This is a genomic window from Ruegeria sp. BA12 (assembly GCF_056539625.1).
The window spans coordinates 210944-237456 of sequence record NZ_JBQFVF010000006.1 but is presented as its reverse complement, the minus strand read 5'-3'; the positions used below and the strand labels follow the sequence as shown (position 1 = coordinate 237456).

General features: G+C 57.1%; 23 protein-coding genes and 1 tRNA gene. 10 read left to right on the top strand and 14 right to left on the bottom strand.

Features of this window, described 5'->3' with window-relative positions; all coding sequences use genetic code 11:
• Window positions 1-20: 20 nt before the first annotated feature.
• The 9 genes from iolE to nhaC form a co-directional block, all read right to left on the bottom strand.
• Window positions 21-920 (bottom strand): myo-inosose-2 dehydratase, encoded by a 900-nt coding sequence (gene iolE / locus ACR0B0_RS13825; protein ID WP_480648246.1) that lies wholly within the window; start codon window positions 918-920, stop codon window positions 21-23.
• Window positions 917-2749 carry a 3D-(3,5/4)-trihydroxycyclohexane-1,2-dione acylhydrolase (decyclizing) gene (gene iolD, locus ACR0B0_RS13820; protein ID WP_170350491.1) on the bottom strand — a complete coding sequence of 611 codons (1833 nt, stop codon included), beginning with the start codon at window positions 2747-2749 and terminating at the stop codon, window positions 917-919. Before iolD ends, iolE begins: the two co-directional genes overlap by 4 nt.
• Window positions 2750-2836: 87 nt before the next feature.
• Window positions 2837-3655 (bottom strand): ATP-binding cassette domain-containing protein, encoded by an 819-nt coding sequence (locus ACR0B0_RS13815; RefSeq protein WP_170350493.1) that lies wholly within the window; start codon window positions 3653-3655, stop codon window positions 2837-2839.
• A 1-nt stretch (window position 3656) separates the two neighbouring features.
• Window positions 3657-4781: an ABC transporter permease gene (locus ACR0B0_RS13810; protein ID WP_480648244.1), complete on the bottom strand. Its 1125-nt coding sequence runs from the start codon at window positions 4779-4781 to the stop codon at window positions 3657-3659.
• Between the two features lie 80 nt (window positions 4782-4861).
• Complete coding sequence (locus ACR0B0_RS13805) at window positions 4862-5803, bottom strand: sugar ABC transporter substrate-binding protein (RefSeq protein ID WP_170361549.1); 942 nt, start codon at window positions 5801-5803, stop codon at window positions 4862-4864.
• A 125-nt stretch (window positions 5804-5928) separates the two neighbouring features.
• Window positions 5929-6942: an inositol 2-dehydrogenase gene (iolG, locus tag ACR0B0_RS13800; RefSeq protein WP_480648242.1), complete on the bottom strand. Its 1014-nt coding sequence runs from the start codon at window positions 6940-6942 to the stop codon at window positions 5929-5931.
• A gap of 162 nt (window positions 6943-7104) precedes the next feature.
• Window positions 7105-8361, bottom strand: a complete 1257-nt coding sequence (locus ACR0B0_RS13795) for an Hsp70 family protein (RefSeq protein WP_480648240.1) — start codon at window positions 8359-8361, stop codon at window positions 7105-7107.
• A 108-nt stretch (window positions 8362-8469) separates the two neighbouring features.
• A complete protein-coding gene (locus ACR0B0_RS13790; protein ID WP_170412863.1) occupies window positions 8470-9486 on the bottom strand; it encodes a GlxA family transcriptional regulator in 1017 nt (338 codons plus the stop codon).
• A 70-nt stretch (window positions 9487-9556) separates the two neighbouring features.
• Window positions 9557-11029 carry a Na+/H+ antiporter NhaC gene (nhaC, locus tag ACR0B0_RS13785; RefSeq protein WP_170397309.1) on the bottom strand — a complete coding sequence of 491 codons (1473 nt, stop codon included), beginning with the start codon at window positions 11027-11029 and terminating at the stop codon, window positions 9557-9559.
• Window positions 11030-11373: 344 nt separating this feature from the next.
• Here nhaC and ACR0B0_RS13780 point away from each other — a divergent pair, with 344 nt between their 5' ends.
• From ACR0B0_RS13780 to ACR0B0_RS13750, 7 genes are read left to right on the top strand one after another with little or no spacing between them, the layout of a single operon-like run.
• Window positions 11374-12612 carry a hydroxymethylglutaryl-CoA reductase gene (locus tag ACR0B0_RS13780; RefSeq protein ID WP_480648238.1) on the top strand — a complete coding sequence of 413 codons (1239 nt, stop codon included), beginning with the start codon at window positions 11374-11376 and terminating at the stop codon, window positions 12610-12612.
• The gene (locus tag ACR0B0_RS13775) at window positions 12609-13520 is read left to right on the top strand and encodes a UbiA family prenyltransferase (protein ID WP_480648236.1); all 912 of its coding nucleotides are present in this window, start codon (window positions 12609-12611) and stop codon (window positions 13518-13520) included. Before ACR0B0_RS13780 ends, ACR0B0_RS13775 begins: the two co-directional genes overlap by 4 nt.
• Window positions 13517-15973, top strand: coding sequence for a PEP/pyruvate-binding domain-containing protein (locus ACR0B0_RS13770; protein WP_480648234.1), 2457 nt, complete (start codon window positions 13517-13519; stop codon window positions 15971-15973). Before ACR0B0_RS13775 ends, ACR0B0_RS13770 begins: the two co-directional genes overlap by 4 nt.
• Window positions 15966-17066 carry a BtaA family protein gene (locus ACR0B0_RS13765; RefSeq protein WP_480648232.1) on the top strand — a complete coding sequence of 367 codons (1101 nt, stop codon included), beginning with the start codon at window positions 15966-15968 and terminating at the stop codon, window positions 17064-17066. The genes ACR0B0_RS13770 and ACR0B0_RS13765 overlap by 8 nt, the downstream gene beginning before the upstream one ends.
• Window positions 17063-18394 (top strand): hypothetical protein, encoded by a 1332-nt coding sequence (locus ACR0B0_RS13760; RefSeq protein WP_480648230.1) that lies wholly within the window; start codon window positions 17063-17065, stop codon window positions 18392-18394. Before ACR0B0_RS13765 ends, ACR0B0_RS13760 begins: the two co-directional genes overlap by 4 nt.
• Window positions 18391-19236, top strand: coding sequence for a hypothetical protein (locus tag ACR0B0_RS13755; protein ID WP_480648228.1), 846 nt, complete (start codon window positions 18391-18393; stop codon window positions 19234-19236). Before ACR0B0_RS13760 ends, ACR0B0_RS13755 begins: the two co-directional genes overlap by 4 nt.
• Window positions 19229-20650: an AMP-binding protein gene (locus ACR0B0_RS13750; protein ID WP_480648226.1), complete on the top strand. Its 1422-nt coding sequence runs from the start codon at window positions 19229-19231 to the stop codon at window positions 20648-20650. Before ACR0B0_RS13755 ends, ACR0B0_RS13750 begins: the two co-directional genes overlap by 8 nt.
• Window positions 20651-20789: 139 nt before the next feature.
• Here the strand turns inward: ACR0B0_RS13750 and ACR0B0_RS13745 are convergent.
• The 3 genes from ACR0B0_RS13745 to ACR0B0_RS13735 form a co-directional block, all read right to left on the bottom strand.
• Window positions 20790-20866, bottom strand: a tRNA-Arg gene (locus ACR0B0_RS13745).
• A gap of 21 nt (window positions 20867-20887) precedes the next feature.
• The gene (locus tag ACR0B0_RS13740) at window positions 20888-21382 is read right to left on the bottom strand and encodes a GNAT family N-acetyltransferase (RefSeq protein WP_480648224.1); all 495 of its coding nucleotides are present in this window, start codon (window positions 21380-21382) and stop codon (window positions 20888-20890) included.
• Window positions 21379-21690, bottom strand: a complete 312-nt coding sequence (locus ACR0B0_RS13735; protein ID WP_170361525.1) for an ETC complex I subunit — start codon at window positions 21688-21690, stop codon at window positions 21379-21381. Before ACR0B0_RS13735 ends, ACR0B0_RS13740 begins: the two co-directional genes overlap by 4 nt.
• Window positions 21691-21843: 153 nt before the next feature.
• On the opposite strand from ACR0B0_RS13735, the gene uvrB reads away from it, so the two are divergent.
• The 3 genes from uvrB (at window position 21844) to ACR0B0_RS13720 (ending at window position 25668) form a co-directional block, all read left to right on the top strand.
• Window positions 21844-24030 (top strand): excinuclease ABC subunit UvrB, encoded by a 2187-nt coding sequence (gene uvrB / locus ACR0B0_RS13730; RefSeq protein WP_480648222.1) that lies wholly within the window; start codon window positions 21844-21846, stop codon window positions 24028-24030.
• Between the two features lie 95 nt (window positions 24031-24125).
• The gene (locus ACR0B0_RS13725; protein WP_170350522.1) at window positions 24126-24761 is read left to right on the top strand and encodes a hypothetical protein; all 636 of its coding nucleotides are present in this window, start codon (window positions 24126-24128) and stop codon (window positions 24759-24761) included.
• A 199-nt stretch (window positions 24762-24960) separates the two neighbouring features.
• Window positions 24961-25668: an ORF6N domain-containing protein gene (locus tag ACR0B0_RS13720; RefSeq protein ID WP_480648219.1), complete on the top strand. Its 708-nt coding sequence runs from the start codon at window positions 24961-24963 to the stop codon at window positions 25666-25668.
• On the opposite strand, the gene ACR0B0_RS13715 is transcribed toward ACR0B0_RS13720, so the two are convergent.
• The gene (locus ACR0B0_RS13715) at window positions 25665-26018 is read right to left on the bottom strand and encodes an MmcQ/YjbR family DNA-binding protein (RefSeq protein ID WP_480648217.1); all 354 of its coding nucleotides are present in this window, start codon (window positions 26016-26018) and stop codon (window positions 25665-25667) included. The two genes, ACR0B0_RS13720 and ACR0B0_RS13715, sit on opposite strands and share 4 nt — an antisense overlap.
• A 77-nt stretch (window positions 26019-26095) precedes the next feature.
• Window positions 26096-26503, bottom strand: coding sequence for a hypothetical protein (locus ACR0B0_RS13710; protein ID WP_480648215.1), 408 nt, complete (start codon window positions 26501-26503; stop codon window positions 26096-26098).
• Window positions 26504-26513: the final 10 nt, after the last annotated feature.

Genomic DNA, 26513 nt, shown 5'->3' with positions numbered 1-26513 from the left:
TTGCTCTCTTGGGCGGCGTGTTACGCCTTGATCTTCAACCCTGCCGTTCCGCACACGTCCACAATGTGGTCGTAACCCATCTTGGAGTATTCATAAGGTGGCGCCTTGGCTGGGTCCTGTTCCGCCTCGACCACGATCCAGCCGTCGTAGTCCATCGCCTTCAGCGCGTTTGCAATCGCCTGGAAATCAATGCAGCCGTCGCTGGGCACGGTAAAAGCCCCGGCGATAACGGCATCCAGAAAACTGCGGTTGTTTTCGCGCGTATCCTGCACCACGGCGGGCCGGATATCCTTGAAATGCACATGATGCACCCGGTCGCCCCAGCGGTTCAGGGTGGCCAGCACATCGCCGCCGCCAAACAGCAGGTGGCCGGTGTCAAAGCATAGCTTCACCTCGGGGCCCGACCCCTCCATCAGCCAGTTCACCTCATCTTCGGTTTCGATGATCGTGCCCATGTGATGGTGATAGGCCATCGTCATGCCCTGATCGCCCATCCACTTGGCCAGATCGGTGATCTTAGCCGCATAGGCCATAACCTCATCTTTCGACAGTTTGGGGCGGTGGTTGACCGGCGTTCCAATCTGCCCCTGCACGGTGTTCGAACACTCGGCGTAAACGATGCACGGACTGTTTAGGGCTACGAATTGCTCGACCTGCGCGCGCGCAGCTTCGCGTTCAGTTGCAAAGTCATTGACCAGCGACGCGCCCGAGCACCAGCCACCGCACAGCGCAATGTCGTTGCCGTCGAGATAGGCGCGCAAACCTTCGGTATCGCTGGGCATTCGCTGGCCCCGTTCGACGCCTGTATAGCCGATCTCACGCGCCTCTTTCAGCGCCTGCTCCATGGTGAAGGCCGCAGTAATGTCCGGCAGGTCATCATTCTGCCAGGCGATCGGAGAGATTCCGATTTTTACGCTCATTTCGTGTTTCTTTCCTTGATAGCAACCTCGTAGGCCGCCCGTTTTTCATTCACTTCGGGGCGGATGCTGACCTCGGGAACGGCCACTTCCCACCATGTTCCGCCATGTTCGGTCGAGGGGTACGGATCAGTGTCGATAACCACCACATTCGGCCCCTTGATCTCGCCGCGTTTAGCCAGCGCCTCCTCAAGCTCGGCAATCGAGCTGACCTTAACCGAAGTCGCCCCCATCGCCGCCGCATGGGCAGCAAAGTCGATGGCAGATGGCGTTTCGTGCACCGCATGATCCAGCAGGTTGTTAAACTCAGCCCCGCCCGTGCCCATCTGCAGCCGGTTGATACAGCCAAACCCGCGATTGTCGGTGATGACGACCGTAAACGAAATTCCCATCATCGCTGCCGTCGCCATTTCCGAATTCGCCATCATATAGGTGCCGTCGCCGGTAAAGCAGATCACATCACGTTCCGGTTGAGCCATCTTGATCCCCATGGCACCAGCGATTTCATAGCCCATACAGCTGAACCCGTATTCCATGTGATACGAACCCGGGCGCGGCGCTTTCCACAGCTTGTGCAACTCACCCGGCATGGTGCCCGCCGCACACATCACAACGGTGTCGTTGTGCGAGGCGCGTTGAACCGCACCCACCACCTGCATGTCGGTCGGCAGAGCGTTGCCGTCCCCCGGCGCATCGGTCAGCTTATCGACCTTGCCAAACCATTCAGCCTTCAGCGTGTCGGCCACCGGATCGACACGGTATCCTTGCAAGGCCGTGCCCAGCTCTTGCAGCCCAACTTGCGCGTCGGATTGCAGTGGCATGGCGCCGTGTTTTTCGGCGTCATAGGCAGCTGTGTTCAGGCAAATCGTCTCACGTTCGGGATTCGAGAACAGGCCCCATGAACCTGTGGTGAAATCCTGCAACCGCGTGCCGACTGCCAGAACCAGATCGGCGGCGGCACAAACGTCATTGGCGGGCTCACCGCCAGTGACGCCAACCGGCCCTAGATTCAAAGGGTGATCCCAGGCCAGTGCCGATTTACCAGCCTGCGTCTCGGCAACGGGGACGTTGTGCGTCTCAGCAAAGCTTTGCAGTGCATCGGTCGCGCCCGAGTAATGCACCCCACCCCCGGCAACGATAACCGGACGCTTCGCCGCTTTGATGGCCGCGACGGCACGGGCCAGTTCGCCTTCATCCGGGCGGATACGGCGCTGGTACCAGACCCGCGGCTCAAAAAAGCTTTCGGGATAGTCATAAGCTTCGGCCTGCACGTCCTGACAAAAGGCCAATGTTGCCGGTCCGCAATCGGCCGGGTCCGTCATGGTGCGGAAGGCACGCGGCAGTGCGGTCAGCAGATGTTCGGGGCGCGAGATACGGTCATAATAGCGGCTGACCGGGCGGAAACAGTCATTGGCGCTGACGGTGCCGTCGCCAAAGCTTTCGATCTGTTGCAATACCGGATCGGGTCCACGCGTGGCGAATACATCACCGGGGACGATCAGAACCGGCAGGCGGTTCACATGCGCCAGCGCGGCCGCTGTCACCATATTGGTCGCGCCCGGCCCGATCGACGAGGTCACTGCCATCGCCCGGGTACGCCGCATCTGCTTGGCATAGGCAATCGCGCAATGCGCCATGGTCTGCTCGTTATGGCCGCGATAAGTGGGAAGGGTGTCTTTGACAGCGTGCAGCGCCTCACCCAGACCTGCCACATTGCCGTGGCCGAAAATGGCCCAGACACCAGCGATGAACGGCTCTCCGGCCTCGTTCATCTGCGCACCCAGATAGCGCACCAAAGCTTGCGCTGCGGTCAGTCGGACTGTTTTGCCCATTGTGATCCCTTTCAACACAAGGCCGATTTGGCCAAGCCTGCAATTTTGTTTGATGTCGGGCCGTGGGCCCAAAATGGGGGAACGGGGTTAAACCGTTCCGCCCAAGGACCCTTCCAGTTCGGCCAGTTCCTGACCGCCTGCCATCAGGTCCTGCAACTCTTCTGGCGTGATTTCCCCGCGCCGTGCAGTGCCCAGCGTCTTGCCCCGGTTCAACACGGTAAAGCGGTCGCCCACAGCCAGCGCGTGACGCACGTTATGGCTGATGAAAACAACGCCTACCCCTTGACTGCGCACCTTGTCGATGGTCGCCAACACGTTCGAGGTCTGCCGCACACCAAGGGCCGAGGTCGGTTCGTCCAGGATCAGAATCTTGGCGCCGAAATGAACCGCCCGAGCAATGGCCACCGTCTGACGTTCACCGCCCGACAAGGTACCCACGGCCTGATCGGGACCACGCAAGTTGATGCCCATTTTTCGCATCTCTTCCATAGTGATTTCATCGGCCAGTTTCTTGTCGAAGAAATTGATCCCCGCGACTTTGCGCGTTGGTTCGTTCCCCATAAAGAAGTTCCGGCTGACGCTCATTAGTGGGATCATCGCCAGATGCTGGTGTACGGTGGCAATTCCCGCTGCAATCGCATCACGCGGATCTTCGAAATGCATCGGCTTATCTTCAAAGAAAATCTCGCCTGCGGTGGGCTTGTGTACGCCCGACATGGTCTTGATGAAGGTCGACTTGCCCGCGCCATTGTCGCCCAGCAAACAGTGGCATTCGCCGGAACACAGATCAAAGCTGACACCGGCCAGCGCAATCACCGAACCGAAATGCTTTTGAATGTCGACCATCCGAATAATCGGTTTCTTGGCCTGCGCGTCGCCGTGGTGGAACTTGGTGTCTTCGGTCATCTCAGCGTTCTCCTGTGATGATGCGACGGATGTAGGTGTTCAGGATCACAGCACCCAGAAGGATGACACCCAGGAACACCCGGAATAGCGAGCTTTCGACACCGGCAAAGAACAGACCCTGCTGCACGACGCCAAAGATCAACGCGCCCAACGCCGCCCCAAGGACCGAGCCATAGCCACCGGTCAGCAATGCGCCGCCAATGACCACGGCGATGATCGCCTCGAACTCTTTCAGCAATCCGCGGTCCGCACCGGCCGAACCAAACTCCATCACCTGACAGGTGGCGAAAACCGTGGCGCAAAAGGCAGTGAACATGAACATCAGCACCTTGACCCGATTCACCGGCACGCCTGAGTTCCGGGCCGCTTCGGCGTCACCACCGGCAGCAAAAATCCAGTTCCCGAACTTGGTTTTGGTCAACAGCACATGGCCAAAGATGATCAGCCCGATTGCCCAGATCAGCAACATGGGAATTCCATCGACGACCGGCTGCCCTTCACGTGTGCCACGTGAGAACGTTTCGATCAGGCCATTGTTGCCCAGCCAGACAAAGAAGCCTTCAAACACCTTGCCGCCAAACACCCACGCTAACCAATCGCCCTCGGCCACGTCCTTGATGCCGCCAATGATGGTTTTGCGTTCGATAGTCTGCGGCAGGTAGATCGTGAAACCGCGCAAGATGAACAGAAATGCCAGGGTGACGATAAAACTAGGCAGCCCCGTTCGTATGACGATGTAGCCGTTCAGCGCGCCGATTGAGACACACAGGGCAAATGTCACCAGGATCGCCATCCAGACCGGCCAGCTGAGCGTGACCGAAAAGATTGCGATCATCATGCCCGCGAAACCAATCATCGAACCGACGGACAGGTCAAATTCACCCGCGATCATCAGCAGACAGGCCCCTACCGCGATGATCATGAATTGCGCCGAGACAATGGACCAGTTCATGATGCCCTGGCTATTGAACATGCCGCTGTCAAAAGCAAAAAGCAGGAAAAAGGTGAAAACAGCAACTGTCCCGACCATGCCGCCCAATTCGGGGCGGATCAGGGCGCGACGCAGTGGCGAGATCTCTTTGATCCGTTCGTCACCGCCTGCCGTGGATTGAACTGTCTCAGACATTGTGGTCCTCCCTCGCGCGGGTTTCCGAGTGTTGGAGTGAGCGGCGGGCGCAGTCCCCTTGCGCCCACCGCATTGTTAAATCAGCGGTATTCGCCCGCGAACTCTTCGATTTTTGTCAGGCCGTCCGCCGTAACGAAGCCCGGACCAGAGTTGATGTTGTTGCCCGGGAGGACGCCATAGCGGTGGTAATTGGCCAGAACCACAACCGGCAGATAGGCCTGCAGGAAGGGCTGCTGGTCGATACCCCACTGGATGGTGCCGTCCTTGATGCCTTTGACGATTTCACCGCCCAGATCGAACGTGCCGAAATAAATGTCACCGGCCATTCCATTTTCCTGCAGCGCCAGAATGGTCGGGTCCGCCGATGTCGGACCAAGCGTCAGAACAGCGTCGGTTTCAGGGTTTGCGGAAAGATAGGCCAGAACCCGGTTCTTGATTTCAGCGGGGTCCTGACCGGCGTCGATCATCTGCTCGCCCAGTTCCACACCCAGACCATCGGCAAAACCTTGGCACCGCTCTTGGCTTGAGGGTTGAACGATATAGTGGTTCACACACAAGAAGGACCCGATCCCGTCCGCCTTGGCCCGCTGACCGGCAGCCAGACCCGCATCATATTCAGGCTGCCCCACATACATCAAAGCGCCAACTTCACGCGCCTTTTCGGGCGTGCCGGTGTTCATGATGATCACGTCGATGCCGGAATCCACCGCTGCCTTGATTGGACCTTCCAGAATGTCCGGGTCGGCCAGCGTGGTAATGATGCCATTGGGGCCAGACGCCGCTGCCTGGTCGATGATCCGTGCCATGTCAGCCAGGTCACCTGTGGGCGGGTTGCGGTATTCAACCTCGACACCCATCTGTTCGCCCGCCAGGGCAATGCCATTTTTGATTGTGTTCCACCAGCTGTCGCTGTCAGGGGCGTGGCTGACCAGAATGTATTTCTCACCCTCAGCCGCAACGCCGGTAGCGGTGACCAGCGCCAGCGCGCTGGCAGCCAGTGCGCTTTTTACGAACTTTTTCATTTGGTTTCCTCCCATAAAAACAGTTTGTCTTTATTGCCGGGGCAGCAGCCCCAGTTATTCGGACCGGCCGAATCTCCTCCGCTCCGGGAATCTGGCGGAGCTTTCCCCAGTTTCCGGATATCCGCTCATTTTGCAACCGGTTTCAAAACATCGGCCATTGCAACAGGCTGCCCTGATTGGGCCGAACGGTTCGCAGCTTCGGCCATGGCCAGGGCAGCAACCCCGTCTTCCAGCGTCACTGGCATTGACGAACCGGACTGCACCGCCTGCACAAACGCATCCCATTCTGCGCGGTAGGCAGGCATATAGCGTTCCAAGAAAAAATAGGTCGGTTTCGCCCCAGTGATGCCGTCGGCTGTTGACTTGACCACCGCGTTTTCCAGAATGTTATGGGCTTGCAACAGCCCGCCCGACCCAAGCATTTCGATCCGCTGGTCATAACCGTAGACAGCACGCCGCGAATTCTTGATCACCGCAATCTGACCGCTTGCATAAGTCATTGTTACAACAGCTGTATCCACGTCGCCCGCCCGTCCGATTTCGGGATCGACAATCGAGGTGCCGAAGGCCGAAATCTGCACCGGCAACTGCCCCATCAGATAGTTCGCCATGTCGAAATCATGGATCATCATGTCCCGGAACAGACCACCCGAGACCTTGATATAGCTGACGGGTGGCGGGGCCGGATCGAAAGACGTAATCGACAACAACTCGGGCGCGCCAATTTCACCCTGATCAGCTGCGGATTTCAGAGCCGAAAAGCTGGGATCGAACCGGCGATTGAACCCAACCATCACCGGTTGGCCGGTTTCCGCCGCAATGGCTTGGCAGGCAAGTGCCCGTTCAAGGCTGAGATCGACGGGTTTTTCACACAGAACCGCCTTGCCCGCCCGTGTAGCGGCCTCAATCAAGTCAGAATGGGTGTCAGTCGGCGTCGCGATCAGGACGGCATCAATCGACGGGTCTGCGATGATCTCCATCGAGTCGCGCGTGGTTGCCCCCTGTTCAGTGGCAAGGCTTTCAGCCGCATCGGAAATCGCGTCAGAGACAGCGCACAGCTGGCTTTGCGAATGCGCAGCGATGGCCTGTGCATGTACGCGACCAATGCGTCCGGCACCAAGCAATCCGATTCTGAGCATGCAGGCCTCCCGATTCTTTAATTCGAGGATACCATGATTTTCTTTGCAACCGGTTGCAAGATATTTTTCAACTTACTTGATACGATGAGGCTTAAAGGGCTCCGCCCCACGTGAGCGGGCCCCAGTAAACCGCCGTCCATTTCAAGTGGTGCGATCTTTGCCCTACCCGCGCTCTTGCGCTGCCACCAGGGCCAGCCCCTCGGCCACGGCGGTAAAGACAGAGGCAAAGGAATGCTCGGCCGAAGGGAAAACGCCACGCATCGTTTCGGGCACGACGCCCATCAGGCTAGAACCCCCGACATAGACGACGCGGTCGATCTGCTGTGCAGTCAAATCAGCCTGGCGCAGAACTTCGCGTGCCCCCGTGTCCAACTGCGCGGCATGAGCGGCAAGGCTTTCGGCCACCAACACATCACTGAGTTGCGCGGTCAACCCCGTCTCGAGCATGTTCAGCGTGATGGCCGGATCATTCGCCCCTGAGTTCACGGCTATTTTTCCGCGCTCCACCGCAAAGGCCAGTTCGTGACCCAATTCGTGTTCAAGCACTATTGCAAGCCGCGCTAATCGCTTGGGGGACTCGGCCAGCTTCAGCATATCGCCCACCATGCGGCGGTTCTGGGCCGTGTACAGAAAAGGGACCATTTCCCAGGTCGCAAGGTCATTGAAGATCGCGTTGGGCGTCTGCGACACGCCTTTGCCAAAAACATCTCGAACCATCGACCCTTTACCCAACAGGGGCATGACCTGATTGATGCTTATTGTACGATCAAAATCCGTACCGCCAATTCGTACCCCGTGGTTGGCCAGAATCTCGACCTCTGCGGATCTAGTGCGGAAAACCGAAAAATCTGACGTTCCGCCACCGATATCCACAACCAATCCAACCGTGTCATCTGGCCCGGCCGCACCGTTCGCAATGGCAGCCGCGGCGGGCTCAGGGCAGAACCGGATGTCGGTAAATCCGGCGGCCTCATAACACGCGTGCAAATCAGCCTCAGCCTGCGCCTCGCGCGGATCGCCCGAGCCATGAAATACCACGGGCCGTCCCGAGACCACGCGGGTGCAAGACACGCCACGCTCGGCCTCGGCCCGCTCTCGAAGCCTGCGCAAGAAAGATCCGATTATCTCGACGAAAGTCACCCTCTGGTTCAGAATCTGGCGCTTTTCATGCATCAACGTGGTGCCCAGCACGCGTTTGAGGGCGCGCATAAATCGCCCCTCCAACCCTTCAAGCAATGCCTGATTAGCAGGCTCGCCGATCAGGGTTTCGCGGGTTTCGAAATCAAAGAAAAAGGTTGTGGGAAGGGTCGTGGCGGCGGCGTCGAACCGCACCAAACGGGGTGCACCCGCGTCCACATATGCCACCGCCGAGTTCGACGTGCCAAAATCAATGCCAATCCACGGGCTGCTGGGGGCCATGGCGCATGTCTCCGAGATGTCTGAGCAAAGACGACAGGGCCTAGAGCGTTCGCAGCCCAGGGTCAAGGGACAAACTTGACCGGCTGGATCGACTGAAACTGGCGGATATTATTCGCGCTTTTCCGACCATCCTCGTCTGAAGGACGTTGGCGCCTCGCCATAACGCTTTTTGAAACGCACCGTAAGCTGGGTCGCACTGCCAAACCCCGTGGCCGCTGCGATTTCGGTAACGGGTAATTCGGTTTCGCTGAGCAGTGCATAAGCGCGCGCAACGCGCAATTCGATGTAAAACTGCACAGGTGAAACTTCGACATATTTCTGGAACAGGCGCTCCAACTGGCGGCGCGATATCTGAACAGCCTCTGCTATTTCCGAGATATCCAACGGATCCTCCAGGTTCTCATGCATGATCTGCATGGCGTTGATCAGGTACTGGTTGCGGCTACCCAAAGCCACCGAAAAGGCTGATTTCTGGAGGGTTTTGCGGTTGTTCGACCGAAAATGAATGCACATGTCGGAAACGATGACGGCCAGATCCTTTCCGAAATCAGACTCGATCATATCCAGCATCATATCGGTCGCCGCATTGCCGCCGCCGCATGTCATAAGCTCATTATCGATTTCATACAGGTTTGCAGAAGGTTCCAGCCCTTCAAAATGCTCGATAAAGGCGGGGTGGTTTTCCCAGTGTAAGGTGAACCGCTTTCCGGTTAGCGCTCCGGCTTTGGCAAGTGCAAATGCACCGGTGCAAATACCACCAAGCTTGCAGCCAAAGGCCTTCTGGCGACTGATCCACGACAGTACCCTGGGATTGGTGCTTTCTGCCGGTTCTATGCCAGAGCAGACAAACATCCTTGATAGGCGCGGCAGGTTTTGCAGTGCAGTGTCCGGGGTGATTTCAATTCCGTTTGAGCATTGAACCGGGTTTCCATCTTCGGTGATCAGATACCATTTGTAGAGCTCTCTGTTCGTGACCTGATTGGCGATCCTCAACGGCTCGACTGCTGCGCTAAAGGCCAGCATGGTTAGTTTCGGCAGAAGCAGGAAATAGATCTCTTTGGCTGGCCCGTCATGGTCTATGCGAAAACTGGCCGCCCCTTTTGGGATGAAGTTCTTGGGGCTCATTCTATTTCCTCCCAATACCAACCGAGATGGGTGAAACGCACCAACACCCAAAGGTGTTGGTGCAGGTCGATCAGGCGTGCCACTCAGCAACAGGCTCGCCGCTGGCTTCCCAAGCGTGGATTTCCTCGTCACTGGCTTTGGGCGAGAAAAGCCCAGTCATAGCATAAAAGATACCGATGACAGGTGACAGCCAACAAGCAAACGCAAGGGGAATGTATAGCAGGTTTTCAAAATTCCCGTCTGCGATCCCAAGACCAAGTGCGGTGATCACAAAGGCGCCTCCGGCGTTCCAGGGGATCAGGGGCGAGACCAAGGTACCGCCTTCTTCGACAGCGCGTGACAGGTTCAACGGTGAATACCCCATGGCCCGATAGACAGGCGCATACATGCGGCCCGGCAGGGCGATGGAAAGATACGGGTCGCCCGCAACGGTGTTTGTCGCCACCGAAGTCAGAATGGCCGAGGTCTGAATGCCAGCAAATGTCTTCACCTTCGAAATGACCACGTTGATGATTGCCTGAAGGCAACCCACGCGTTCGAGCGCGCCGCCGAAACCCAACGCCAGCAGCACCAGCGAGATGGTCCACATCATCGACTGAATGCCCCCTCGGTTCAGCAGCGGATCGATTTCTGGAACGCCGGTATCAATGGAATACCCGCTGTTGGCGAAGGTGAACGTTTCGTGCAGACCCGCACCCTGGCAAAAGATGGCCATGATGCCACCAACGACGGCCCCTGCAAACAGCGACGGGATCGGAGGCTGTTTCATAACCGCCAGAACGATGACCAAAACAGCCGGGAACAACATGATCGGGGAAATCCAGAATGCCTCATCCAGTGCGGTTGTGATGGCATGGATGCGGTCAAACGACACTTGCGATGTGTCGATCAACGTAAAACCGACAACAAAGTAGATCACCAGCGCAATCAACATGGACGGAACCGTGGTGGGTAACATGTTACGGATATGGTCAAACAGATTGGTGCCTGTCACGGCGGGTGCCAGGTTCGTAGTGTCCGACAAAGGTGAGATCTTGTCGCCGAAGAAGGCGCCTGAGACGACCGCGCCAGCCGTCCAATACATCGGGATACCAAACCCGGCGCCGATGCCCATCAGGGCCAGCCCGACAGTGCCCGTCGTTCCCCAGGAGGTGCCCAGCGAGACAGAGACGATGGAACACAACACCATGCCCGCGGCCAGAAACAGCTCGGGCGACAGTATCTTCAGACCATAATAGATCAGTGTCGGAACCGTGCCGCTTGCGATCCACACACCAATGATCATGCCAACCGTGATCAGAATCGAAACAGACGGTAGTGAAATATTGATGACGTGGAATACGCCCTCTTCGATGCTGGGCCATTTGTGCCCAAGCATAAGACCGACGATCCCTGTAATCGCGATCCCGAAGGCCAGCGGAATATGCGGGGTAAAGTCACCAAAATAGAAAAGCTGCAGGCCAAGCACGAAAAGGGTCAGCACAATTGGTACAAGCGCCAGCCCCAGACTTGGCTGTCTTATGTGTTCTTCATTCGCAGACATTTGGGTCTCCTCCGTTGGAATGATCCAGAACCGTGATGATCCGCGGAAGAAACCAAGTTTTAGGGAACCGCACCGTCGGTCAAAGCGCACATCCTATAGAAATTTGCGACACGGTTGCGTCGATTTTCGGCCCGCGCCCGACGCGGCGATGCACATGTAAGCACGCATAGTGCAATCAAACATATCCATTGCCGCAAGGTTGGGGTCCTTTCGATTCAAGGAGATATGGCTGGATATCGGCGGACCTTTTGGTAACGTGCAGACACATTGATTTGCATCTGCAATAGTTTTTGCGGGACAGATACCGGAGCGTACTTTTGATAATTCCGTTTCACGTTCGTGAGATGCTTCATCGCATCAAGGCTCGATTTGATGCCGATCAGATACCGCAGCAGATGGCGTCAAACGACGCCGAATTTGCCACCTTGCGACCATCGCGCAAGACAACCCCTGAAATGGTTGTGCGGTTTTGGGAAAAGCTGAAACCAACCGCAGGTGATGAAGATCAGGCGCAGATTGCGGACCCTGCAACGCTTGACGCTGCAGAAATTTACAGTGCCAATATCGAAAATTTCATTGGGACGGTTAAGCTTCCTGTTGGAGTTATTGGGCCGTTGCGTTTGAACGGAATGAACGCAAACGGGGATTTCCACGTTCCCCTCGCCACAACCGAGGCGGCGTTGATCGCCTCATATGCCCGGGGTGCCTATGCCGCCACCCGGTCTGGTGGTATCAGCACGGCTGTTTTGTACGAAGGGGTGCTGCGCACTCCGGCCTTTGTGTTTGAAAGCCTGCTAAAGGCCGGGCAATTCGTGGATTGGGTGGTTTCAAATGTCGAAATGCTCAAATCCGCGGCCGAGGCGACCACCGGCCACGGCAAGCTAGTTTCGCTGGAGCCGTTCATAGACACCAACGTCGTGTTCTTGATCTGCCGATACACCACCGGCGATGCAGCCGGACAGAACATGGTGACCATTGCCACCGATGCGATGTGCCATGAAATTGCAGATAACTGTCCGGTCGAGTTCGAGAACTGGTATGTCGAAGGGAATTTCTCAGGTGATAAGAAAGCTTCGGCGCTTGGGCTGGTGACAGGGCGCGGACGAAAGGTTAGCGCCTCGGTCACACTTCCTGCTGAAATTGTCGAAAAGACGCTAGGCACAACGGTCGAGGCGATGTTGGCCTATGGGCGTGTCGCCAATCTGGGTGCGCATCTGTCGGGTCAGTTTGGCGCACAGGCGCATTATGCCAACGGGCTGGCCGCGTTTTACATAGCAACCGGCCAGGACGCGGCTTGCGTGGCCGAAAGTGCGATGGGCGTCACAAGAATGGAGCCAAGGGGTGATGATCTATTCTGTTCGGTGACATTGCCAAACATTTTGGTTGGATCAGTCGGGGGCGGCACCGGGTTGCCAAGCCAGACTGCGGCCCTGAATATACTCGGCCTTAAGGGCAACGGGTGTGGTACAGCGTTGGCTGAGGTGGCCGCGGCAACCTGCCTGTGTGGGGAAATATCCATCCTCGCGGCGATCGCGGCAGGGCATTTTACCCGCGCTCATGAAAGTCTGGCCCGCCAAAGATGAGCTTTCAAAGCCGCTTCTGGATTTATCAGGCTGAACGATTTCCGCTGAAGAAAACCGTGCCCCTGCTGCTTGTGTTTTCTGCGGCCAGTATATGTGTGTCCGCCCGTCTGGCGGATCGCCCCCTGCCGGAATGGCCTGCATTTGCCGCCGGTTTTGTCCTTGCCATGGCGCTGTTTTTCCAGATGCGGGTCTGTGACGAATTCAAAGACGCCGAGGATGACCGACGTTACCGGCCCGGCAGGCCAATTCCACGTGGTCTGGTATCCAAGCGCGAAGTATTGGGCTGGGGCCTGTTGACCGTGCCTTTGTCTGTTGCCGCCGCCTGGCTGTGGTACCCGCCGGTCTTGTGGCTATTGGGTTTAGTCTGGATCTGGCTTGGGGCAATGACCGTCGAATTTGGCGCGCCCGCCTGGTTGAAGGCACGACCGGTCCTGTACCTGCTAAGCCATATGGCAATCATGCCTCTGATCGATTTGCTGCTGACCGGCATCGAATGGCTGCCAAAAGGTCAGGCGGCACCCTTCCTGTGGTTGTTTCTGGCGCTGTCCTTCGTGAACGGGTGTGTGCTTGAGATTGGCCGCAAATTGTGGGCACCCGAAAATGAGATCACCGGCGTGGACACCTATTCCGGGTTATGGGGCCCGCCTCAGGCAGGGCGCATCTGGGTGGGTTGCGTTTTGATATCCTATGCGCTGCTTGTGGGCACAGGTGCCGCAACCGGCGTTGGTTGGTTAAGCGCCTTGATCGGCGGGTTGGCCCTGATCCCCTGTTGTCTGGCAGCAAAACGCTATGTTCAGGCGCCGACAGTGAAAGCCCAAGACCGGATGGACACAATCGCCGGCCTATGGGTGTTTTTCTGCTACGCCACAGCTGGTTTCCTTCCGTACCTGATCGGAGCGCTTACATGACCTTCATCGTCGCCCAATCGGATGCAAACGATGTTTCCGTTGTAGGGGGCAAGGCAGCTGCTTTATCGCATCTTACGCAGCATGGTTTTGCCCCGCCCGCATTTTTTGTCATCACCAGCGATGCATTCCGCATGGGGAAATCCGGTCCCATTGCTCAAAACGGTCTGAAATCGGCTTTGACTGCCGCGCTGAAAACACTCGGAAGCGGGCTTTACGCGGTTCGTAGCTCTGGTAAGGCCGAAGATGGTGTGGAACACAGCCATGCGGGACAATACGAAACGGTTCTGAACGTTTCGGGCAGCTCTGTTTTGAAAGCGGCCAAAAAGGTCTGGCATTCCGGTTTCTCAGAGACGGTCGAGACATACCGCGCGGTCAAATCCGGGGGCGAGGCCGAAGGACCCGCGATCATCGTACAGCGCATGATTAATCCAAAATCTGCAGGTGTCGCATTTTCCGCCGACCCGGTTAGCGGTCGTCGCGGTGTGGTCGTAATTTCGGCAATTGATGGTCTGGCTGAGCAGTTGGTTTCTGGTGAGACGGACGGGGAAGATTGGATCATAGGCGCGGATGACGCACCTGAAAGCGCACCGGATAAGCCTGAGTATTTAATGGTGAGTGACGCGCAGTCCATTGCCGCCCTCGCGCGTGAAGCCGAAGAGCTTTTCGGATCGCCCCAGGATATTGAATGGGCCATTGATGCACAGGGGCTTCATATTCTGCAGGCCCGACCAATCACAACGCCATTGCGCCCCGCGGCCTTGGCCGACACAACGCTGACGATTTTCGACAACTCGAACATTGTCGAAAGCTATCCCGGTATCGTTAGCCCGCTGACCTATTCCTTTGCTCTGCACGTGTATGCTCAGGTCTACCGCGCGTTTGTCAGGTTGTTGGGCGTCTCCAAGCGTACGGTCGACCAGAATCCAACGGTGTTCGACAATTTGCTCGGGCGCGTGGATGGGCGTGTCTATTACAACCTGATCAACTGGTATCGGGCCTTGGCCCTGTTGCCGGGGTTTTCGCTGAACCGCGACTATATGGAAACGATGATGGGCGTGTCGGAACCCATGCCGCGAGAGGTCACGGATGCCCTGGCCCCACCCCCCTCGGTTGGTTGGCGCAGGATTGTGGAATACGCAAAGCTGGGCAAGGTCGCGGCCGGGCTGATCTGGCAGGCCATCTGCCTGCCACGGACGCGGCGAAGCTTTTATGACAGGCTGAACGGGGTATTGCAGGCGGGGCTGGACGTAGATGCGTCTAATGCGACCCAGCTTGCAGCCGAATACCGCTGCATCGAAAGCACCTTGCTGGATCGGTGGGATGCCCCATTGATCAATGATTTTCTGTGCATGATTGCATTTGGCGGGTCGCGCAACCTGCTGCAAAGGTGGCTTGGTGAAGACGGCCTGACGCTGCATAATGACCTGATGATCGGCCAGGGTGACATCGTGTCAGCCGAACCTGCGCAGCGCATTGCCCGGATCGGCCATCTGGTGCGCACCGCCGGTATCACGGAACAGTTGAAAGCTGACGCGCGGCTGTCCGTTTTGTCCGCGCACCCACAGATCGAGGCTGAAGTTGAATCCTATCTTGAGAAATTCGGAGACCGATGCACCGAAGAGCTAAAGCTGGAAAGCATCCCTCTGCAAGACGACCCGACAAGCCTGTTGCTGGCGATTGCCGCCTGCGCCGATCATCCTCCCGGCGGGCGTCAGGAAGGCCGGGAACCGGATTGGAAGGCACTGTTCCCAGCGAGCCCGATCAAGCGACATGTTGCGAAATGGATTTTGGGTTGGACCAAGGCGCGTGTGCGCGACCGCGAAAACCTGCGCTTTGAACGCACGCGCATCTTTGGCTATGCGCGCCGTGTGTTTTTGGGGATCGGTCGGGAATTTACCGCGCGCGACTTGCTTGAAACACCAAGAGATGTGTTCTTTCTGACAACGCATGAAGTCCTTGGCGCGGTCGAGGGGTTCAACCTGTCGCCTGACCTGAAAGGCATCGTTGCACGACGCAAAGCCGAAGATGCGGCCTCATCCCAACGCCCCGATCCGCCCGAACGGATTGAAATCCAAGGTCCTGCCATCGCGCCTGTCTGGTCTGATTCGATTGAGGCCGAAGCAGATGCCACACGGACAAAGTACGGAACGGGCTGTTCCGCGGGTCAAGTCAAAGCACGTGCGCGGGTGATCCGCGATCCTCGGACCGAGGCGCTGAACCCCGGCGAAGTACTGGTCGCCCGCCACACCGATCCAGGCTGGATCGCCGTTTTCTCGAACGCCTCTGCCATCGTTGTCGAACGTGGCAGCTTGTTGTCCCACTCGGCCATTGTGGCGCGCGAATTGGGTATCCCCTGCGTTGTTGGCCTTAAAGGGGCCACACAATGGATCAAAGACGGAGAAGTACTGTCTGTCGACGGGGCAAGCGGCGCCGTGGAGCGGTGCGATGCGTAGCAGTGAAATCGAAGAAAAGGCGGATTTCGACCATATCCGGTACGCCCAACTGTGGGAGGACGCGGACGTCCTGACCGCCGCATTGGGTGATTGCACGGGGCGGACACTGGTGTCGATATGTTCGGCCGGAGACAATGCGCTGGCCATGCTGACACTCGATCCCGCGCGTGTTGTGGTGCTGGATTTGTCCCCGGCTCAGATCGCCTGCCTCAAGCTCAGGATCGCGGCGTATAAGGTGCTGACGCATTCAGAGTTCATTGAGTTGACAGGCTCGCGCCAAAGTAAGCGGCGGCTTGCTTTGCTGAACCGGGTGTTGGAAGAAACCGATGAAGAAACAAACGCCTTCTGGCAGACCCTTGCGTCCGAAGTAGACAGACACGGCATCGGCGGCGTCGGTAAGTTCGAGCGGTATTTTCGCATCTTTCGAACTTGGCTGTTACCGCTGGTCCATTCGCGCCGCACCGTCGACGACGTGTTCACGCCCCGCCCCCCCGACGCACGCGAGGTTTTTTTCGACACGCGGTTCAACACATTCCGATGGCGGTTGTTGCTAAACACTTTCTTCTCGCGATTCGTGATGGGGCGGATGGGGCGGGACAGCGCGTTTTTCGACCACGTAGATGGAAGCCCGGCCCAACATGTTGCTCGCCGACTGCGCCATGCCGGGGTCGCGACCGATCCATCGCAAAACCCTTATCTGCACTGGATTCTGAAGGGCACCCATGGCGACGCATTGCCGATGGCGTGGCGTCCGGAACATTATGAAACTGTCCGGTCCCGATTGGATCGCCTGGATATTCGCCTTGGCTCGCTCGAGGCTTTCGTCGCGACAGGCGAAAAGGCCAGCGGGTTCAACCTGTCCGACATTTTCGAATACATGTCCCCTGATACTTTCAAGCAGGTCTATGGTGCGATCCTGAGTGCTGCAGAGCCAAATGCGCGACTGGTGTATTGGAACATGATGGCGCCGCGCCGTGTACCAGCGGATTACCGGGACAGGATTGAAACCCTGACCGATATCGAAACACAACAGAAGGCTCGCGATCTGGCCTTCTTCTATTCGGATTTCGTGGTCGAAGAGGTCCGGCCTTGACCGTTCTCATGCAGATATTGCTGGCGGCAGGGTCGGTGTTGGCATTGCTCGGCGTGATGATGGTCATCCGCCATCTGGCCAAAGCTGCAGGGCTGAACGCCGAAGTGCAGCGGAAACTGATGCATGTAAGCACGGGGCTCTTTGCGTTGCTGCTGCCCTGGATCTTTCCCGACCGCTGGCCGGTTTATATGCTGATCGCCGCCACAATGCTTGTGATGCTTGTCTTGCGTCTTCCTCGTTATTCGAAAGGTCTTGGCGCGACCCTGCATGGGGTGGAGCGAACATCATATGGTGACTTCCTGCTCGCGTTGTCGGTGGGGCTTTGCTTCCTGCTGGCCGGGGACAACCTGTTGTTCTACATCTTGCCGATTGCGGTTCTGACCTTGGCAGACGCCGCCGCCGCGCTGGCCGGAACCGCGTATGGAACGCGGCGGTTCATTGTCGAGGATGGTGAGAAAAGCGTCGAGGGATCGGTCGTTTTTTTCGTGGTTACGATGCTGATCGCGATCGTCTGTTTTCTGTTCATGGCCGCCTTGCCACCGGCGAACACCCTTATGCTCTGCGTTATGGTTGCTGCGTTTGGAACCCTGGTCGAGGCCCAAAGCTGGCGGGGTTTTGACAACCTGTTCCTCCCACTTGGCCTCCTGATTTTTCTGAGCGTACACTTCGACAGTTCCTTGATTGAGCTGGCGACCATAGCCTTGGTTTTTCTGGCCTCGCTCGGCGGTTTCAGCATCCTGGGCGCAAGGCTGGGTCTTACCAAACATGCCACACGGGTTTACGTCATCACCGTTTTCCTCTTGCTGGCGGTCACTGCACTTCAAAATGCGGTCCTGCCTATTTTGGTACTGGCGACGCATCTTTGGGCACGGGTATCGACCCCCTGCGACAGCAAGTACCCGGATCTGGATGTCGTGGCGTCTCTGGGGTTGTTCAGTTTCGGATGGCTGGCGCTTGGCAATGCGACCGGGTGGAATGCCGTATCGTTTTATGGCCTCAGTGCGATGGGGCTGGCCATGGGGTTCAGCGTTCTGGCGCTGCGAGGCAAAATCCTTGCGATCCTTGTGGTGGCCACAACATTATTCTTAGTCAGACACTTTGCTACTGCGCTGAACCCGGAACCTGCACGCTGGGCCGAACCGCTGACAATTCTGGCGCTGCTTTCCTTAATCTGCATGACGGCCGTACCGTGGATCAGACCGCGGTGGTTTGAAAAAGATCGGGTGCTGAGGTTAACAGTATTGGCCCTTGCCCTTCCGTTGATCTATTACGCGTACTCCGTTGCGGGATCGATCGGTGCAGGTTTTTTTGCCGGAGTCGCGTCATGACCAAAGAGACAATCAAAACCGCTGATGCGAAGCTGACCGTTTACCTGAACGGCCCCAATTGGGAGGGCGTACAAGCGGCAACATTCGGTGACTTTTCATGCAAATCACCCGAAGCCGGTGCCGAAATTCTGGATACGGGTATAGAACTGGTCAGAAACGCAGGCATCGACCGGGTCATTGGGCCGATGTCAGGGGACACCTGGCACAGTTACCGGTTCGTCTCCTACAGCGACGGATCCGCTCCGTTCCTGATGGAGCCGACCAACAAAGCGCATGAACCTGAAGTCTTCCGATCCGCGGGTTTTTGCGAAATCAGCCGGTATTTCTCGGCCCGTGTGCGGTTGGAGGATACCGACTCAGTGGCACCGCCTGAAAACGATGGTTTTGAGGTGGAAGCGTGGGATGGAAATGATCCCGAAGGCTTGTTTCGCCAGGTGTTCGCGCTGTCTGCACAGGCGTTTTCGGAAAATGCGTTTTACAAACCGATTTCCGAGTCCGAGTTCCTGGCCATGTACCTGCCTGTCGTGCCGATGATGAAGCGTGAACTGATCCTGTTTGCGCGTCGCCACGATGGCAATTTGGCGGGTTTTCTGTTCGGCATTCCCAACTATGCCGAAGGGGCTACCCCCAGTTCCGCGATCCTCAAAACCTATGCAAGTCTGGAACCGGGTGCAGGGCGGCATCTGGCCCACAGGTTTCACAAAGCGGCTGCAGAGATGGGGTGCGACACTGCCATCCATGCCCTGATCCACGACGACAATAAGTCCGCTGATCGCAGTGCGGCAGAAGGGGCGACTATATTCCGGCGATACTCTCTGCTTGGACGTAAGCTGAATGGCTGATTTGATAGCACATTTTGCTGCTGCGGTTGAACGGTTTCCGAACAGAACCGCCATAGTGGACGGCAAAGGCCGCCAGATCAGTTTTCAGCAACTGCACTCTCGCATGCAGAAACTGGCAGGCCGATGGCACGCAAAAGGTATCAGGCCAGGCGACCGCGTATTGCTGGCAATGCCCGTCGACGCAGACCTATATGCGAGCCTGGCGGCCCTGTGGTCGTTGGGTGCAACCGTTGTGCTGCCGGAACCGGCAATGGGACTGGCCGGTTTGCGCCACGCTGCGCGGGGCACTTCGCCCAAGGCGTTTTGCGCAGCGGGCGCGTACTCTTTGCTCAAGTTTCTAATTCCAGAGCTTTGGAGGCTGCAACTTCTGACGCCCAAAGAAGGCCCCGGCTCGCCGCCCAATCATCAGATTCAGGCCGATGACACAGCCTTGATCTCATTCACCTCCGGAACGACAGGCCAGCCCAAGGCCATCCCGCGCTCGCATGCGTTTTTAATGGCGCAACACGACGCCATTGCTCCCCTTCTAGAAAGCGACAAGGCTGAAAGGGATTTGGTGGCCTTTCCGGTGTTCACCCTGATCAACCTGGCCGCAGGGCGCACCACCGTTATGCCAAACTGGCGGCTGAGCAAGTTTGACCGCCTTGCGCCCACCCACTTGGCGGACTGGATTCAAAAGCAGCAAGTTACTCGCGCCCTCATTCCACCCTCAATTTGCGAAAAACTGACCCAAACCCAAAATACCGGACAGTTGAACACGGTCTTCACGGGTGGCGGTCCGGTTTTTCCGGACCTTGTTGACACGTTGCGAACCCGAAACGGGCTTTCCGTGGTTTGTGTCTATGGATCGACCGAGGCTGAACCGATTGCCCACCTTGATGCCACAGATATCTCAGAACACGATCACCGACAGATGGCCGAAGGGAAAGGTCTACTTGTGGGGTATCCGGTTCCTGAAATCATACTCCGTATCTGCGACAACGAGATACAGGTCGCTGGGGCGCACGTGAATGACGGCTATCTTGATCCCGCACATTCGGGCGAAAATAAAATCAAAGAAGGCGCCGTCATCTGGCATCGCACCGGAGACGCCGGCACGTTGGATGAAGAGGGACGCTTGTGGTTGTGGGGTCGGGTGGGGTCTGAAATAGAAGTGAAATCGGGCCTGCTCTTTCCCTTTGCGATTGAAGTCGCGGCAAGACAATGGCCGGGTGTTGCGCGCTGTGCGTTGATCAACACTGGGACCAGACCGACGCTATGTGTCGAAGGGCGCCGTGATCACCTTCAGGATTGGCGTAAATTCGCGTCGGATTTTGGCGTGCCCAATGTGATTTCAGTTCACAAAATCCCCATGGACAAACGCCACGCATCTAAAGTTGACCGCTCGGAACTTGAACGTATCGTTGCCCGCTAGTGCAACACGGGTCGAAATCATGGCAAAGCACCTTCCCACTGAAATCCAAGTAATCTCCAACAATTGCGACCGACCTTGGTACAGCGACAACGGACGTGTTCAAGATTTCTTTCTTTGGTATTTCGATGATTTGGTGAAATGGCGATCCCTGAAGGACTCGAACCCTCAACCTGCTGATTAGAAGTCAGCTGCTCTATCCAGTTGAGCTAAGGGACCGCTGCGCCCTTCTTGCGGTTTTTACGGGCGGGGTTCAAGACCCAAGCGCATGAAGGCGCTGTTCGGGTCGGCCTCATACCCAAATATCGGTCCGCAATAGGTATATCCCAGCGCCTCATAGAGTTTGCGCGCGGCATCATATTCCGTCAGATGTTCCGCCCCAGTTTCCAGCACCAGGGCCGCCACACCTTCTGAACGGGCAAGGTCAGCCAGGTAGGTCATGATCACTCGCGCCAGACCACGGCCACGGGCGGCGGTCACGACATGCACTGATTTCACCTCAGAGGTGCCATCGGGCAAGGCTTTAAGCGCTCCGCATCCCAGCGGTTTACCCGCTTCATACAATGCCCAGAATCGAATGCCGGGCTCTCGCAATGCATCGACGTCCAGGGTGTGGTTCGAGGTCTGGGGCGTGGCATCCCAGCTATGGGCCAAATGCGCTTGAATGATCGGGCGCATGTCCTGCGCTCCGGGATCCACTTCGCGGATGTCGATCATTCCAAGGGTTTCGGTCAATGGGTCCAGGGTGCCCGACGACCCGGGGCGAAGTTTTCACCATACCCACCTGCGCGTACGTTGGGCTTGCGCTTATGCGGTTCGCTGACCTGCGCATCAATCCCGTTGTCCTTGGCGTAATCCAACGCCTCTTCCTTGGTGTCGAACTTCAGGCGCACCTGGGTCTGCGTGTCGTTGGACGAGGTCCAGCCCATCAGCGGATCAACCTCGCGCGATGACGCGGGGGCGTATTCCAAAACCCACTTGCGGGTCTTGGCCATTCCCGAGGTCATTGCATTTCTTGCGGGCTGGTAAATCCGTGCGCGCATGTCGCCTCTCCGTACTCATTTGGATAGGGATGTTTATGCGTCAGGCAGGCGGCGCGGACAAGTCCGCAATTGTCGCAATTTCGGCATTTGGAAATGCCCCCTTGAACAAGAACAAAAACAGATCAAAATCAGGCGCGAAAGGAATCTTCCCCTATGGCCTATGCTCATTCCGACAAGACCCAGATGAATGCCGAGGATGTCCGCGCCCGCCTGAAGCTGGAAGGCGGCAAGGAATTCGTTATGCATACCGAGTTCGCACCAGCGGGTGACCAACCAACGGCCATCAAGGAGCTGGCCGGGGGTGTGATGGACGGTGAACGCGATCAGGTTCTGCTGGGCGCGACGGGGACGGGCAAGACCTTTACCATGGCCAAGGTGATCGAGGAGACCCAGCGCCCGGCTATCATCCTTGCACCCAATAAGACGCTGGCAGCGCAGTTGTATGGCGAATTCAAAGGCTTCTTCCCCGAGAACTCGGTCGAGTATTTCGTGTCCTACTATGACTACTATCAGCCTGAGGCCTACGTGGCGCGGTCGGACACCTACATCGAGAAAGAATCCCAGATTAACGAGCAGATCGACCGGATGCGCCACTCGGCCACGCGGGCACTGTTAGAGCGGGACGATGTGATCATCGTCGCCTCGGTTTCCTGCATCTATGGTATTGGTTCAGTCGAAACCTATGGAGCGATGACGCAAGACCTAAAGGTCGGCAACGAATACGACCAGCGACAGGTGATGGCCGATCTGGTCGCCCAGCAATACCGGCGCAACGATCAAGCGTTTCAGCGCGGGTCTTTCCGGGTACGCGGCGATTCCTTGGAAATCTGGCCCGCCCACCTTGAGGATCGCGCCTGGAAATTCTCGTTCTTTGGCGAGGAACTGGAGACCATTACCGAATTCGACCCGCTGACTGGCGAACGCGCGGCCACAATGGAGCAGGTGCGCGTTTATGCGAACTCACACTACGTGACGCCGAAACCGACCATGCAGCAGGCCATCATTGGGATCAAAAAAGAACTCCGCACCCGGCTTGATCAACTGGTGGGCGAGGGCAAATTGCTGGAAGCGCAGCGACTGGAACAGCGCACCAATTTCGATCTGGAAATGCTTGAGGCCACCGGCGTCTGCAATGGGATCGAGAACTACTCGCGCTATCTCACAGGCCGCGCACCCGGTGAGCCGCCCCCGACCCTGTTCGAATTCATCCCCGATAACGCGATCGTCTTTGCCGACGAATCCCACGTCAGCGTTCCGCAGATCGGCGGCATGTACCGGGGTGACTATCGGCGCAAGTTCACGCTGGCCGAACACGGGTTCCGGCTGCCCTCCTGCATGGACAACCGACCGCTGAAGTTCGAGGAATGGGACGCCATGCGCCCCCAATCCGTGTTTGTCTCGGCCACCCCGGCGAAGTGGGAGATCGAACAGACCGGCGGCGTCTTCACCGAACAGGTGATCCGCCCCACCGGCCTGCTGGACCCTGAGGTCGAAATCCGCCCTGTATCCATGCAGGTGGACGACCTTCTGGACGAGGTGCGCAAGGTCGCCGCCGATGGCTATCGCACTCTGGTCACGACCCTGACCAAACGCATGGCAGAGGATCTGACCGAATACCTGCACGAACAGGGCATCAAGGTCCGCTACATGCACTCGGACATCGACACGCTGGAACGTATCGAGATTCTGCGCGACCTGCGTCTGGGCGCGTTCGACGTGCTGGTTGGCATCAACCTGCTGCGTGAAGGCCTCGACATCCCCGAATGCGGGCTGGTCGCCATTCTGGACGCGGATAAAGAGGGATTTTTGCGGTCCGAGACCTCTCTGGTTCAAACCATTGGCCGCGCCGCGCGGAACGCCGATGGCCGGGTGATCATGTATGCCGACAAGGTTACCGGCAGCATGGAACGCGCCCTGAATGAAACCAACCGCCGCCGCGCCAAGCAACTCGCTTACAACGAGGAACACGGCATCACGCCTGAGACGGTGAAGAAGAACGTCGAAGACGTTCTGGCCGGTCTCTACGAAGGCGACGTCGACATGAACCGCGTCACCGCCACCATCGAAAAACCGATGCACGGCGCCAACCTCGAGGCCCATCTGGACGGTCTGCGCGAACAAATGCGAAAAGCCGCCGAGAACCTGGAATTTGAAGAAGCCGCCAACATCCGGGATGAGATCAAACGTCTGGAAGCGGTCGATCTGGCCGTTGCCGACGACCCGATGGCGCGTCAATGGGCGGTCGAGAAAGCCTCGGAAGACGCCGTGAAGTCGCGCGGTCGGTCAACGGCTGGCAGGCCGGGGCAAAGGGGTGGGAATGTGAAGAGGCGGAAGCGGTGAATATCTAAGCCACTTTTTACCATTGAGGCAGCACCAAGAAACAACCTATAGAGGTAGTCGCCCTGAAAAATTACGTTAAATGCAAAAGGCGACCTATGCGATTTCTTATTCCGGTTTTCACTGTCATTGTAACTTCTATTGCACCTGCATGGTCAGATGAACCTCGTACGGACTACTCTGGGCGCACTCTCATTTATCATTCGGATGTCAAGCTGCGAGGCTCACAAAAGAGGGATGTTAGGTACTCGCAAAAAGCTGATTTCTTTGGTGCAGTGGTAATCAACACAACAAAGAAAACGGATAACTTCAATGGTGCCGCATGGGGATATCACAACTTGAAAACAGCTCAGGACGTTGCGATGCGGTCATGCCGCTTCAAAGCGGAAAGTCCCGAAGACTGCGTCCTATACCTTTCCGTTGTACCTACAGGCTTTGACATAAAATCAAAAGAGTTGACCCTGTCAAAAACCGCTTTGGATGCATACAACTATCTCGACGGGTGGTCGCAGATTAATTTTGATGAATATCGGTCTTTCGCGACAAATGGAATTCATACCTGGGCCTATTCCAAGAGCGCACCAAGCCGCGAAGCCGCCGAAAAGGATGCAATGAACCTGTGCGAAGAGACGTTTGCGAAATCGCTGAAAAGAAAGAAACCCGCTTGGGTTGAAGCTGTCTATGCTGAAGATAAGTTAAAATGCAGGGTTTTCACCACGTTTTCGCCTGATTGACCGTATGTGGGAGAGTTATCACGAATGCCCGAGCTTTTCTCAGATCGCTTCGTCTTAATTGATGCGGTCCAAGTCGGCTCTGGAATCATTGCGATATTTTCGCTCGGTGAAGTATCAAACTCTCCCACACTCCACCCTTGCAGCCCAGCGCGCACTCCTCCACGTTTGAAATCACAAATTGTGATTCCAAACGGTTGCCATGACGAAACCAAACACCCTGCCCAGCACGCATGAGGTCCAAAGCGCCATTCACCGGGTTCGCGGTACCCGTGTGGTGCTGGCCGAGGATCTGGCGCAGTTCTACGGAAAGTCCGTCAGCGCCTTCAATCAGGCCGTCTCGCGCAACAAGGACCTGTTCGAGGGCTACCGCTTTCAGCTGACCGATGCCGAGGTCGCCGATTTGCAATCACAGAATGTGATCTCAAAACCCAAGGGCCGTGGCGGACGGCGGGTCAATCCGTGGGTCTATACCGATTACGGCGTGGCCATCGCCTCGGCCCTGTTCAAGGACCCGCGCGCGATCAAGATCACCCGTATGATCACCGAGGCCTTTGTTGACGGCGCTAACGCATTGGCCGAGTCTCCGCGCAGCGTGCCGGAAATCCTGCCACCAGAAGATGCCCCTGCCCCACTGCTGCCCAATGGCGAGCAGCTGCGCGATCTGGCCGAAAACATCCTCGATTCCGGGCAGCAAAGCCTGGTCGATTACATCGCCAACCCCACCACCAAGCGGCAACAGGCCGTGGCGGTGATCATGAAAACGCTAGCCGAAACCGCCGGAGAAGAAGTGCGTACCCAGCACGAACGCTTGCGCTTGAACATCGCCCAGCGTCTGGCGATCGGAGATTACGCCGATGATGACGACCGAAAACGTCTACTGGAATTGCTGCACGCGATGAAGGGTTAAACACCCAATTCGGCTCGCGCCTTCTTGGTCAGCTTGGCCACAACCAGATCATAGGACGTCACGATATGCTCGCGCAGGGAAGTATCGCTCATCCCGCGTTCCTCATAGACCTGCAGCCACTTCATCCCCCGCGAGGCCAGATAAGGCGCTGGGCGGATACCGGGCTCATCACCAAGAACCTCAAAAGCCAGATCGGTGGCCTTGAAGGTAAACGCGTCCATCCCATCGTTCCAGCCGCAGATCGCAAAGACCTTGCCGCCCACCTTCCACACATCCGCATTGCCCCATTGCACCACGTGGCTGGTGGCTTTGAGGCTGGCGCAAAAGCTGTTGAATTCATCTCGGGTCATGGTTGGATCTTGGCTTGCAAGAACGACTGAAAGCAAGCGAGATGGTCAATCCTCTCGCTTACTTTCTTGCCATGTGTTTAGTAGCTGACCCACCAATCATGCAAATTGCGTTTGCCGTCAGTGAATCTCAGGTCACGGCCCATAAAATAGACCTTCGAACAGAGTTCACCCTTACCAGAGGTATCAGATTCCCGGCAGAGTTCATTGCCTTTGACCGACCACGTGCCTTGGTCTGTCCATGACCCGTCATTTGCCGTCGAAGATTGTTTTCCATCTTTTTCAAACGTCCAGGTCCAATTGGAACTTTTGAGAGTTTTCCCCGAGACGATCTTTTCTATCGACGCCCCGTCCATTTGCTGTGCGCCCATATCCTTAATCTGGGACACCTTGGTCGCCGTCAGGAAATCTTTGGATGTGTCGGCAATGGCCGCACCGGAAAACAGGGTTGCGATCAAAGCCATAGCTGCGCATTTCGAAAAGCTCATTGAACATTCC